Below are 13,047 nucleotides of genomic sequence, written 5' to 3' on the forward strand. Positions count from 1 at the left end.
CCCTACCCCTATTCGTTTTCTTTATTTAAAATCCCATTCATAAATAAATTTACACATGTCCCTATATACTCTTCTAACTGAATTTCTTCTTCCGCTATACTAACATTCATAATGTATAAAAACAGTTGTCCATAAAACATATTCGCTATTAAACGATAGTTACATGAAGCAATATGCCCCTTCTCTCCAAGTTGTTTTAAATAGGTTTCTAAATGATCTACTAAATGTGAATTCAACTCATGCAGTAACGTTTTCATTTCACTATTTTGTCTTGATTCTATTAACGCAGCCCAAATATAATTTAGCTTCGGCAAATTGATTTGAATATATGTTTCTGCCACTTTCGTAAGGTCCTTTTGTAAATCGCCAGTAAATTGCTCTTCTATTTCCTCTAACAAAGCCACTGGTGTCGTGCGTAAAATAATACTTTCTCTAAATAGGTTCTCCTTATTTTTAAAATTACGGAATATCGTTAATTCGCTTACCCCAGCTTTTTCTGCCACTTCACGAATTGTTGTCGCTGTATACCCCTTCTCACCGAATAATAAAGTAGCAGCTTCCATAATTTTTTCTCGCGCTGTTAATTTCCCCATCTTTCTTCCTCCATTCAATATGTAAGTAAGTGATTACTAACATATTATCATAAAAGAAAAATGAAAGTAACTACTTACTTTCATTTTTTATGGAATTTTATTATCTATTCAACAACCGAAAGTAGAACTTTCTCAAGTTCTTTTTTTGATAATGTAGTACCATTTATATAGACTTGATATGCATTTTCCCCTTCTTTTGCAGGAACCACTATTTTCATAGCTCGTACATTGGATTCTTTATATTCCCCATACGTAATATCGTATCCTTTTAATTGATAAGTCTTTATATCTTTATAATAATGTGGACCTTTTTCAGTTGCTTGGTCAAACGGTTTATCCATATAATCTTTATTATCATCAAATATTCCAGATTGGTATAGTCTAAACCCTAAATCCACATCTGATGTAGTTTGTCCTTTTTTCACATTACTATCTTCATACCTCATTGTAATAAGAGGTCTTGGTTTTCCTACTGTGGCATCTGCTTTTGCCTCTTCTGAAATAAGAACATGGTATTTCGGAATATAGCTAGGACGCTTTATTGGAAAACCAGTTACACAAAAATTTATTTATTACAATAAAAATATAATATATATTTTATAGAAAGGAGGATTCGTATAATGAACAAAGAAGACAAAATTTATGCAGAAAAGGTATTAAAACATCTCTTCATAGGAGCACAAGTTGATGGATTACAGTTTGGTATTTCTCCAGCAACTATAAAGATTCTTTTTACAGATTTTGAAGCTGCAGTGGATTATGATGGACAATTACATGTCAACATTGAATCGAAATGGTGTTTATTTAATACTCCACCTGAAAAATATCCATCTAATGAGGATGAATTTGACGATTATACTGAGGAAGAAGAATATAAGAGAATATTTGAAATGAGAAGAAAAAAAGTTACAGACATACAATTAGGTAAGGCAACTCCGCATTTAATTATTACATTTGAAAATGGGCAAATCATGTTTGTAAATGGTTTTCATGACTATTATGAATGCTGGCAAGCTGGGGTCCAATTTGAGGATTGGCTTGTAGTTGCTGCACCTGGAAATGAAATCGCTACTTGGACTCCTGATGAATTTACTAATAAATAAGCCGTCAGAAATCACAATAAAAAAAGTATATCTTGCACAAGGGGAAACAAATTTACGTAAATCAATTGATGGACTAGCGACTGTTGTAAAAGAAGAATTTGAAATTTAAAATCACCCCGTTTTAACAGGAAAAAGTGGCATTTTTACTATTTCTAATGTTCGTTAATGCTTATTGCGTGATTTGGTTTCATTGCTACACAAACCCCAATAGCCACTCTTAGCTTGATGGGCATGTATAGTGCCCCCTATTAGCATCAACGAGAAGGAATAGACCTTGTAAAAAAATATTTATAATTCCACTGATACGCAGAAAAATAAAAAGAGAATAATTCAAAAATCCCCTATGAATCATTCTCTTTTTATTTTCATATTTTAACATGTTGGATATGTCTTAGAACCCAAATAACGTTCTTTTATAAGTTGACGATGATGAAGCTCATGACCAGCAATTATGTTTGCTAATGCAAGAACCGTGATTTCAGAATTGTTCGCAATTCCCCTTTGTAACCAAGCTTCTTTATCTAAACTTTTAAGCAAATGCATAGTAGATTGGCGAACAACTGTTAAATTCTCAAGAAGATCTTGCATAGATTGCTTATCAAAAGCTGCTCTAAGAACATACATATCATCGTTATATCCAGGAAGTTCTGCTGTCTCGCCTCTTGCTATGGAAAGCAATCGATACGCCATAATACGTTCAGTATCCGCAATATGACCGATTACTTCTTTTATACTCCATTTATTAGGAGCATATCTAAAATGTCCCTCACTATCAGAAATATCCTTCAATAAAAGATTCGTTTCCTTCATTTGTTGCTCTAAAATATGTATGATATCTCCATCTGGTATTAAGTTTATGTACGTTGAATAATACGGGTTATATTCATTTGCTTCTGGTCTCTTTTGCATGCTTATCATCCTTTTTATTTTATCCTTATATACAACTTATCATAAATTATTATCATATTAATCAAAAAAATTAATTTTAAAACAAAAGGTCCCCATCCTATAGGATTACATTAACAAAGCGGCTTATCCCCCAGCTTCCAACTAAACCACCCTCCATGCCCTTCCGTTTCCCCAACCGTTTCACAATATTCGTTTCCGTTAATATAATAATCAATATGAAGGTCCCGGTCCCACATGTTGTTATATAGGTGGAATACATCACGTTTTGCACCAATTTCTTTAATTTGTTTTTCTAGCGTATGTTTTACATTTTCAGGTATTTGATTTGCGACGTGTGTATGGAAAATGCAGATTACAGCATCTTCCCTTATTTGATCTACAATGGATGGTAGAAGCACTACACCATCTCCTTCAATTAATTGCACTGATTGTTCTTTTACAAGTTCTGCTGCTTGATCGAATAGTACCAGTCTTTCTTTATGTTCTGGCCAAATAAGCGCTCGTAACCATAAATAGTCTTCGTCATCATTTAAATCGTTCACGTGTAAATCTAGTCCGATTCTTTCTACGACAGGTGGACTTTGTTTTAGCAGATTCGGCATATTCTCCCCTCTTATTTCAGAGGTTAACTGAACATTCGATTGTGTATTTCCATACACTTCTTCCATTCCATATGAATAACTATATTGATCACAAAATAGTTGTAATCCTGAACTTGTACCAATTTCTATTAACGCTAACGGTTTGTTCACTTTATTAAATATGTAACAGAAACTTGGATATAAATAGGCACATCGTCTTACTTCATTCGTTTGAACAAGTTTCGTTTGTAATAAAGAGATAATTTCTTCTCGATATACATGGCAAAAATCTTTAAATTGGTAAAAGGCATTTTCAAAATTTATATCAGCATTTTCAACTAAACTTTGATAATAGTTTTTTAAACTGTGCTCTTTTCCTTTTAACAATAAATAATGGACTGCACCTAATAATAAGTTTGGGACTGGTTGACCAGGTTGTGCGTAGGAAGCTAACGTAAGAACTTCCTCATCTTCAGAAATTTTTATTGATAAATATTCGTATAAGTCACTAGATCCTTTACATTCATTCACAGAAAAGTTTCGAAATAAGTTTGCGACTTGTTCTTTTGTAAGCATTGGTATTCCTCCTTAATTATTTTCAGAATAATCTTATCATTCATTTGTTATTTTTTTCAAATAAGATGTAATAAAAACATATTTTTACAAATTTCCAAAGATTAAAACTTAAAAATAAAAGTATTAGTAAGTTTTTTTGAGATAACATCAAACTGGAATTCTTCTCCAAATTCCGCTTTACTACAATGCTTTTTACCCTTATGGCAGAAGAATTCTACAAAATAAAGCGTTAAATAGTTTAAAATTATCAGATAACACTAGATATTTTAGTCTATTAATTATTATAATAGAGTATGAGATGGTTATATAATTGAGACAAAAAAGGTAAATACCTAGGTGGGGCCTAGGCGGTGTTTTCTTTTTACGGCTTAGATATAAAAACACCTACTCTTTTTTGCCAATATAGGGGATGGAGAGATTATCATGAGCAACATGCAGCAAAAAACAGACGTTATCTTAATTGGCGCTGGAATTATGAGCGCAACGTTAGGATCATTACTTAAAGAATTGGCACCTGAATGGGAAATTAAAGTATTTGAAAAACTCACAAATGCCGGAGAAGAAAGTTCTAACGAATGGAATAATGCTGGTACAGGACATTCTGCGCTATGTGAGCTTAACTATACATCCGAAAAATCTGACGGGTCTATAGATATTGGTAAAGCTGTAAAAGTAAATGAGCAATTTCAACTCTCAAGACAATTTTGGGCGTATCTTGTTAAGAAAAACTTAATTCGTAATCCACAAGATTTTATTATGCCACTACCTCATATGAGTTTGGTGCAAGGGGAAAAAAATGTAGAGTTTCTAAAAAATCGTTTTGAAGCGCTTTCAAAAAACGCTCTATTCCAAGGAATGGAATTTTCTGATGCTCCTGACACATTAAAAAAATGGCTTCCACTCATTATGGAAGGCCGTAACTCTAATGAACCAATGGCTGCAACGAAAATTGACTCTGGAACAGATGTTAACTTCGGTGCGTTAACGCGCATGTTATTTGATTACTTAAAAACTAAAAATGTTGAGCTAAACTACAAACATAGTGTTGAAAATATTAAACGCACGAAGAATGGTTTGTGGGAAGTAAAAGTTCACGATATGAATAGTGGCAAAATCGAACATCATACTGCGAAATTCGTCTTTATCGGCGGCGGTGGCGGTAGTCTACCTCTACTTCAAAAGACTGGTATTCCTGAGTCAAAACATATTGGAGGATTCCCAGTAAGTGGACTATTTATGGTATGTAAAAACCCAAAAGTTGTAGAGCAGCATCATGCAAAAGTATACGGAAAAGCTAAAGTTGGTGCTCCGCCAATGTCTGTCCCTCACCTTGATACGAGATATATAGACAACAAAAAAGCTTTACTGTTTGGACCATTTGCAGGCTTCTCACCTAAATTCTTAAAAACTGGCTCAAACCTTGATTTAATTGGTTCTGTAAAACCGAATAACGTCTTAACGATGTTAGCAGCCGGTGTAAAAGAAATGGGATTAACAAAATACTTAATCCAACAAGTTATGTTATCACACGAAAAGCGTATGGAAGAATTACGTGAGTTTATTCCGAACGCTAAAAGTGAAGATTGGGATACTGTCGTTGCTGGACAACGTGTGCAAGTAATTAAAGATACTGATGCAGGTGGTAAAGGAACACTTCAATTTGGTACAGAAGTTGTTAGTGCAAATGACGGATCAATCGCTGCGTTACTTGGCGCTTCTCCAGGTGCTTCTACTGCTGTTCACGTTATGCTTGAAGTATTAGAAAAATGCTTCCCAGAACGTATACTAGAATGGGAGCCAAAGATAAAAGAAATGGTCCCTTCTTACGGCGTATCACTAACGGAAAATCCAAGACTGTTCCAAGAGCTTCACGCTTCAACAGGACGCACACTTGGGTTAAATGAAAAAGAAGCTGTTCACAATTAATGAATAGATTAAAAAAACGACATAATAAAAACGTCCGATATATTCGGACGTTTTTATTTTCTACTAGAAATTATACTTATCGATATTATCTTTCGTAAATACAACTCGTTCAGGTAATACGATAATACCATTTCCTTCTGCCTCATAGTCATACCCTTGAATAGAGTTCGACTCTACTTTCACTTTTCCGATTCCTTTTACTTCAAAGCTATCCCCGACTTTTAACTTCTTCCCTTTTACAACAATTTCATTTGCAACATACGTTGCGAGGGCACCTTGTTGTTTTACATCCCATAATCCAAATTGTTGTACTGTTCCTCGTTTTACATAATCACGCATAACGTTCGGCGTTGAAAACCCAGTTACGACTACTTTTTTATCCATTTTTAAGTTCTCAGCCGCTTGCGCCATTGCTGGGAGTGCTGTTGCATCTGGACAAATAACTGCGTTAATATCTGGATACGTTTTTAATATATTCTCCCCTACTGACAAAGACTTTTGTGCATTATTTTCACCGTACTGCGTCGTTACAATTTCCCAGTTCGGATATTTCTTTTTAATAATTTCTTTCGCTTTCGTTACCCATTGGTTTTGATCTGTTACTGTTGGGCTAGAATAAAAGAATGCTACTTTCCCTTTATCTCCAATTTGCTTGGAAGTCATTTCAATTAATAAGTTTGCAAGTTGGTCTGGTGTACCTTGGCTAATATAAAACGAACGGTCTTTCGGATTCACATCAGAATCCCACGTTAATACGGTCATCCCCTTTTTCTTTGCACGTTGTAATGATTGCGAGAGACCATCAACTGACGTAGATGAAACCATAATTGCATCGTAGTTTTGATTAATAAAATTGTTTATATATTTTACTTGCCCTGATACGCTCGCTTCAGAAGGTCCATCATATTTCACTTGTACACCTAACTTATCTCCCATCTCTTTTGCACCTTCACCGCCTGATGTAAAGAAGCCAACTCCCGTTAATTTCGGAATGAATGCAAATTTCACATCATCTGCTTTTTTCTTATCCGCTGTTTGGCTAGAACAAGCAATTAAACCGATTAAACAAATACACATAATAATAACAATCCCCAGTTTTCTCTTCATGACATTTCCCCCTTATGCAAATTCCTTCTTTTCCCCGTAGTGAATCGTTGTAATTTAAAATGTCTCATAATAACAGAAACAATAAGGATAATACCTATTACTACATTAGATTGTTCATTCGTTAAGCCCGTCATTTGCAAACCGTACTGCATAAGTCCTATAAAAATACTCGCTAGTACTGTCCCAATAATACTCCCTTTTCCGCCTGTAATAAGTGTGCCGCCTAATACAACTGCCGTAATTACTGGCAAAATCGTTTCACTTCCAATATCTGCACGAGCTGAACCGAAATACGCTGTTAAGAAAGCTCCTCCTAATCCACCTCCTAACCCAGAAAGTACGTAAGCAATAATCACTACTTTCTTCGTTCGAATGCCGGAATATCTCGCCGTACTTTCATTTGCGCCAGTTAATTTTGTGTAGCGACCATATGTTGTACGGTGAAACAATATTGTAAATACTATCGTTAAAATGACAAGGAGCCATAATAGATTAGGTATACCGATAAAACTACCATTTGCCATTTGCACATACGAATCTGGTAAACCACTTATTCCTTCATAGCCCGCTGCACCCGAACCACCTGAAATAACAAGGGCGATTCCTGCATATAAAAACATCGTTCCAAGTGTAACGACAAGAGGTTCTACATCTGTCATTTTTATAATAAGTCCATTTAATCCGCCCGCTATGCAACTTATTACGAGCGCAATGATAACGGCCAACAGTATAGGCATGCCATTCATCCAAAGTGCTCCGATAAGAATCGAAGTAAGCCCCATAATAGATCCTACTGATACATCAATTCCACCAGTTACAATGACAAATGTCATCGGAATAGCCGCGATTGAAATAATGAGGAAATCGTTCATACTAAAAAGGAGGTTACTAATGTTTAAGAAATCACTATTTATGAAACTAAAGAGAATGAGTTCTACGAGAAGCAATATGAGAAGAACCCCTTCCCATCTATACAAGCTACGTATTCCCCTCATAGATTCACCCTTCTTTCTTCTAGTTGCCGGAGTTTCTTCCATTTTTTTAAGACACTATCTAATATGATGATGAGTAAAAGTAAAAATCCTGAAATAGCACTATTCCAAAATGCAGGTATTTTTAAAAAGACGAGTGAACTGCTTATCACTTCTAAAAAAAATGCACCTAATGCCGCTCCAAATATAGAACCTGTTCCTCCTTTTAAATGTATACCACCTAAAACAGCAGCGGCGATAACTTGCAATTCTATCCCTGTACCTGTTTGATTTGGAACGAATCCAATATTCATTACGAATATACATCCAGCGAGCCCAGCGCTTATGCCTGATATGATAAACGCGTATATTTTCACTTTATCTACATGTATTCCAATAAGCCTTGCACCATCTTCATTATCACCGACCGCATAAAAATATCTTCCAATTTGTACTTTCATTAAAAAGAAATATAGTAGTAGTAATATGATAAGAACGGTCCATACCGTTACCGGAATGCCTAACATCATAATAGAAGAAATTTGTTTATACTCATTCGGAATATCTTCAATCCACTTTCCGCCCGTGAATAGTAACATTGCACCTCTAATAATACCGAGCATTCCTAATGTCATAATGATAGCTGGCACTCGAAATTTCGTAACGCCAATTCCGTTTACCATACCAATAAGAGCACCAAGTATAATTGCCGCAAATATTGAAATAAAGGCACTGTATCCATCTGTTAACAACATCCCGCAAACCGCAGCGCTTAATCCCATAATAGATCCTACTGATACATCTATATTTTTCGTAAACAATACGAAAGATTGACCAATTGCCAAAATAACTAAAATAACGCTTGATTTCATAATTAAAGATAAAGAGCTAAACTGAACAAAACTAGGATTCATCACTCCAACGAAGGCTATGTAAAGAAGTAATAAAATAATAATAGACGTCTCATGCATTTTAAATAAACGGTTCACTCGGTTACACCTCCATTTCCTCCGTACGCAAGGCGTGTAACTTCATCAATACAAATTTCCTTCTTCTCCAAATGAGAGACGAATGCTCCGTTTCTCATCACATAAACACGATTCGCTAATTGAGCGATTTCTTCCATATCTGAAGAAATTAATATGAGCGCAAGTCCCTTTCTCTTCAAACTTTGTATCGTTTCATATACTTCTAATCTTGCTTTCGCATCAATACCACGGGTCGGTTCATCAAGAATAATCACTTTCGGATTACATGCAAGATATTTCGCTAGCACGACCTTCTGTTGGTTCCCACCTGATAAAGACGTCATTTTCTCATTCATATGAGGGACAACAATTCTAAACTGTTTTATATACAATTCGGATAAAGCGCTTTCTTTTTTGTTATTTAAAAAGAAGCTACTCATACTGTTTAAAGATGCAGATGTTATATTTTCCTTAACAGACGCAATTGAAAAAATACCATTCCCTACCCGGTCCTCCGGTACATACACCATACCTTCCTTTATTCGCTTATGTACCGAATACTTTGTAATGGATTTCCCATCTAATAAAACAGAACCTGATTTCAAAGGCTTTAATCCACATAACGATTCAGCTAGTTCAGTCCTACCTGATCCAACGATCCCAGCAATCCCAACAACTTCTCCAGCGTGTACAGTAAATGATACATTTTGAAACGCATAGCTTGACGCATTCGTGACATCTAATATTATTTCCGAAGGCTCTATTTCTTTATGTGCAATTTCTTTCTTCTCCTCAAGTCTATAACCTTTCGGCAATAACCCCTCCATTAGCAAGTCATATGTATAACTCGATACATTTCCTTGACTAACAATCATACCATCACGCAAAATCGCTACTTTATTTGCAATTTCAAAGATTTCTGGAAAACGATGCGTAATATATATCATTCCAATTCCTTTTTCTCTTAAACTTTTTATCAATACAAAAAGACTCTTAATTTCGTGAGTTGTTAATGTCGATGTTGGCTCATCTAAAATAAGAATCTCAGCTTCCCTTATTAATCCTCTCAATATTTCTACTAATTGTTGCTGGGCAATGGATAACGATAACCCTAGCTCATGAAGTTGAATGTTCCACCCTAATTCCTCTAGCAACTTATTAATTTTATTTCGCAGTTCTTTCTTGTTCGCTTTCATTCCGATACAAATGTTCTCTTCAATTGTCATATGAGGAAAGATGAGCGGCTCTTGTGGTATTAAGTAAATACCATGTTGATGCGCCTCTGCTGTGTTTGAAAACTGTTTTACTTCCCCTTTCACAAACATCTCACCTGAATCGAATGAATGCAAACCCGTTAATATTTTCATTAATGTTGATTTCCCGGCACCATTTCCACCGACTAAAGCATATACGTCTCCACGCTCTAATTGTAGATTGACTTCTTTTAATACGAGTTGATTTGCAAATGATTTACTCATCTTTGTAACTTGTAATAAGGGCACGTTCTCCACATGATGTCACCTGCCTTTATGCAGAACATTTTTTGAGAAAATGATTTTTTGTTCTACTTGTTTTGTAGCATTGTATATTTCTTTTTTCATATCTAGAACACTTTTTTCACTGGACTATTTATCGCTTCAACTGGAATAAACAAAATAACGAACACATATGTTTAAGCAGTGGTCAATTGTTGAAAGGGATGAAGAGCATGTCACAGCTGAACTTTGAAGACAATTTGTTAACAAAAGTAGCTTGGTACTATTATAAAGATCAATTAACCCAGCAAGAAATTGCTTCACTTCTTCACATTTCACGCAATAAAGTCGTTCGGTTGTTAGATAAAGCACGGACGGAAGGTGTCGTCACCTTTCACGTAAAAGGTACTGGTTTGCACTGTTTAAGTATTGAACGTGGCCTTATGAAAAAGTTCCATCTAAAAGATGCTTTCGTTATCCCAACGCCAACAGAAGATTATGCATCTTCACTCGGAAAAGCTGCCGCACAATATTTAGAAACTCACCTGCAACAAGGCAATTTACTCGGCATTGGCTGGGGAGAGACGATCAGTAACATGTTAGAAAACATCCACTTTGAAAGTTCTATGAATCTTTCAATCGTTACTCTTACAGGCGGTGTTAACCACTATATTCCGAGGAAACAAAACTATTTGAACTACATGCAAGGAGATCTTCACATTATCCCTACCCCTTTTCTAGCATCCACAACCCAAATGGCACAAAGTATTCTATCAGAACCGAGCGTGAAAGATATGCTTCACGTCGCTTCACTTGCTCATACAGCAGTAGTCGGCATTGGAGGTTTATCTCAAGATGCCACAATTGTAAAAGAAGAAAAATTAACACTACGTGAAATGACTTATATACGTAGTCAACACGGGGCTGGAGATATTTTAGGGCAATTTTATAATACTAACGGAAAACAATTAGAACTTCCCCATCATAACCGTCTTATCGGCACACCACTCTCTGTTCTTCAAAATATGAAACATGTCGTTGGTGTAGCTGGCGGTACGGAAAAGATAGCTGCAATTTACGGCGCCTTAAAAGGAAAGTTCATTCATACATTAATTACCGATGAAGAAACTGCCCTCTCCTTACTAAGAAAGGAAGGTGACTCTTAATGTCTACTCTATTAGCTTACGACGCTGGTACAGGGAGCATTCGAGCAGTTCTTTTTGATTTAAACGGTAATCAACTTGCTGTTAGTCAAAAAGAATGGATTCATAAATCAGATAGTCGTTACCCTGGTTCTATGAATTTTGATGTAACTGAAAACTGGCAGCTCGTTCAACAATGTACGAAAGAGGTTCTTCAAAAAAGTAATACGTCCTCCTCTTCTATTAAAGGTATTAGTGCAACGAGCATGCGCGAAGGCTTTGTTTTATACGATAAAAACGGGCAAGAAATATGGGCTTGTGCAAATGTTGATGGCCGCGCATCAGCGGAAGTTAGTGAACTAAAACAAATACGTTCCGAAATTGAAGAAGATTTATATAGAACATCCGGTCAAACTTTTTCGTTAGGTGCTTTACCTCGCTTACTTTGGATTAAAAAACATGAACCAGACGTGTACAAAAACATTCATTCCTTTACGATGTTAAACGATTGGATTTTATATAAATTGTGCGGCGTACTGCAAATTGATTCTTCAAATGGATGTACGTCCGGTATATTCGATTTACAAAATAGAGCTTGGGATAACTCCATCGCTGAGCAATGCGGTCTTACTCTAGCCTTTTCTCCAAAAGTAAATGAAGCTGGTACAACTATTGGGAATGTCACAAAACGAAGTGCTGAATTAACAGGATTACATGAAGGAACTCCTGTCGTTGCTGGCGGCGGAGATGCACAAATGGCATCACTCGGAACTGGAGTTGTTAAGCAAAATCAAACATTAATATGCGGGGGTAGCTTTTGGCAACAAGAAGTTAACATTACTGAACCAATAACGGATCCGCATGCTGCGATTCGCGTAAATTGCCATGTCGTTCCTAAACTTTGGCAATATGAAACGATCGCCTTTTTCCCAGGCCTCGTTATGCGCTGGTTTCGAGATGCTTTTTGCCAAGAAGAAAAGAAACTCGCTGAAAAACTCGGTGTAGATGCATATGAATTGTTAGAAGAACAAGCGAAAGACGTACCTGTCGGCTCACATGGCATTATCCCTACTTTCTCAAACGTCATGAACTATATCTCTTGGCGTCATGCCGCACCTTCTTTTTTAAATTTAAGCTTAGATGCTGACAAATGTGGGAAGAAAGAAATGTTCCGCGCTATTGAAGAAAATGCCGCCTTCGTTACACTTGGAAACTTAAAACGAATTGAAAATCTCACAGGTACATTCCCTTCTGAAGTTGTTTTTGCTGGCGGTAGTGCTAAAGGAAAACTATGGCCTCAAATTCTATCAGACGTACTCGGCATTCCTGTAAAAGTACCCGTTGTGAAAGAAGCAGCTGCTTTAGGAACTGCAATTGCTGCTGGTGTTGGCGCTGGAATATATTCATCTATGGAAGAGACTGCCAAACAGTTTGTACAGTGGGAAAACACATTCGAGCCAGTCACTGAAAATCATGAACTCTATAAGGAGTTCTATGAAACATGGAAAACCGTATATGACAGTCAGCTCGCTTTAGCCGATAAAGGGCTCACCTCACATATGTGGATTGCGCCAGGTGCGCTGTAACACATTACATAAAGTGAAACTTTAATCAGTGGGGGTTTTGTTCCTCCCCCACTGATTATTAGTTGAACCAATCGGGCGTTTACGGGCAGTTGACCTCCCCCTAACTTCTT

The 13,047-nt window shown here is 36.2% G+C and carries 12 protein-coding genes and 1 pseudogene; 5 read left to right on the forward strand and 8 right to left on the reverse strand.

Going from position 1 to position 13,047, the window contains the following annotated elements:
• Positions 1-8 precede the first annotated feature (8 nt).
• The gene (locus MR155_RS10125) at positions 9-593 is read right to left on the reverse strand and encodes a TetR/AcrR family transcriptional regulator (protein ID WP_242245810.1); all 585 of its coding nucleotides are present in this window, start codon (positions 591-593) and stop codon (positions 9-11) included.
• Positions 594-697: 104 nt separating this feature from the next.
• Positions 698-1,150 (reverse strand): annotated as a pseudogene (locus MR155_RS10130) (hypothetical protein); the annotation flags it as partial.
• A gap of 63 nt (positions 1,151-1,213) precedes the next feature.
• Here MR155_RS10130 and MR155_RS10135 point away from each other — a divergent pair.
• Together MR155_RS10135 and MR155_RS31765 are read left to right on the forward strand one after the other, a co-directional pair.
• Positions 1,214-1,696 (forward strand): hypothetical protein, encoded by a 483-nt coding sequence (locus tag MR155_RS10135; RefSeq protein ID WP_242309537.1) that lies wholly within the window; start codon positions 1,214-1,216, stop codon positions 1,694-1,696.
• The gene (locus tag MR155_RS31765; protein WP_088039615.1) at positions 1,677-1,805 is read left to right on the forward strand and encodes a Xaa-Pro dipeptidase; all 129 of its coding nucleotides are present in this window, start codon (positions 1,677-1,679) and stop codon (positions 1,803-1,805) included. The genes MR155_RS10135 and MR155_RS31765 overlap by 20 nt, the downstream gene beginning before the upstream one ends.
• 263 nt (positions 1,806-2,068) lie before the next feature.
• Here MR155_RS31765 and MR155_RS10140 read toward each other — a convergent pair whose 3' ends face one another.
• Positions 2,069-2,605 carry a DinB family protein gene (locus MR155_RS10140; RefSeq protein ID WP_219302810.1) on the reverse strand — a complete coding sequence of 179 codons (537 nt, stop codon included), beginning with the start codon at positions 2,603-2,605 and terminating at the stop codon, positions 2,069-2,071.
• A 110-nt stretch (positions 2,606-2,715) separates the two neighbouring features.
• On the reverse strand, positions 2,716-3,762 hold the full coding sequence (locus MR155_RS10145; protein WP_242309539.1) for a DUF2332 domain-containing protein: 1,047 nt from the start codon (positions 3,760-3,762) through the stop codon (positions 2,716-2,718).
• Between the two features lie 423 nt (positions 3,763-4,185).
• Between MR155_RS10145 and MR155_RS10150 the strand changes: the two genes are divergently transcribed.
• Positions 4,186-5,688, forward strand: coding sequence for a malate:quinone oxidoreductase (locus MR155_RS10150; protein WP_113937557.1), 1,503 nt, complete (start codon positions 4,186-4,188; stop codon positions 5,686-5,688).
• Positions 5,689-5,751: 63 nt separating this feature from the next.
• Here the strand turns inward: MR155_RS10150 and lsrB are convergent, their stop codons facing one another.
• From lsrB to MR155_RS10170, 4 genes are read right to left on the reverse strand one after another with little or no spacing between them, the layout of a single operon-like run.
• The gene (gene lsrB, locus MR155_RS10155; RefSeq protein WP_242309541.1) at positions 5,752-6,795 is read right to left on the reverse strand and encodes an autoinducer 2 ABC transporter substrate-binding protein LsrB; all 1,044 of its coding nucleotides are present in this window, start codon (positions 6,793-6,795) and stop codon (positions 5,752-5,754) included.
• Entirely contained in the window at positions 6,792-7,790 is a 999-nt protein-coding gene (locus MR155_RS10160) for an ABC transporter permease (RefSeq protein ID WP_219302814.1), read from the reverse strand. The genes lsrB and MR155_RS10160 overlap by 4 nt, the downstream gene beginning before the upstream one ends.
• On the reverse strand, positions 7,787-8,755 hold the full coding sequence (locus tag MR155_RS10165; protein ID WP_113735809.1) for an ABC transporter permease subunit: 969 nt from the start codon (positions 8,753-8,755) through the stop codon (positions 7,787-7,789). Before MR155_RS10165 ends, MR155_RS10160 begins: the two co-directional genes overlap by 4 nt.
• Positions 8,752-10,245 (reverse strand): sugar ABC transporter ATP-binding protein, encoded by a 1,494-nt coding sequence (locus MR155_RS10170; protein WP_242309543.1) that lies wholly within the window; start codon positions 10,243-10,245, stop codon positions 8,752-8,754. Before MR155_RS10170 ends, MR155_RS10165 begins: the two co-directional genes overlap by 4 nt.
• 197 nt (positions 10,246-10,442) lie before the next feature.
• On the opposite strand from MR155_RS10170, the gene MR155_RS10175 reads away from it, so the two are divergent.
• Both MR155_RS10175 and lsrK read left to right on the forward strand, forming a co-directional pair.
• Positions 10,443-11,375 carry a sugar-binding transcriptional regulator gene (locus MR155_RS10175; protein WP_242309545.1) on the forward strand — a complete coding sequence of 311 codons (933 nt, stop codon included), beginning with the start codon at positions 10,443-10,445 and terminating at the stop codon, positions 11,373-11,375.
• Positions 11,375-12,937 carry an autoinducer-2 kinase gene (lsrK, locus tag MR155_RS10180; protein ID WP_242309547.1) on the forward strand — a complete coding sequence of 521 codons (1,563 nt, stop codon included), beginning with the start codon at positions 11,375-11,377 and terminating at the stop codon, positions 12,935-12,937. The genes MR155_RS10175 and lsrK overlap by 1 nt, the downstream gene beginning before the upstream one ends.
• Positions 12,938-13,047 lie beyond the last annotated feature (110 nt).

The organism is Bacillus cereus group sp. BfR-BA-01331 (assembly GCF_022663915.1).
Classification (GTDB): domain Bacteria; phylum Bacillota; class Bacilli; order Bacillales; family Bacillaceae_G; genus Bacillus_A; species Bacillus_A mycoides.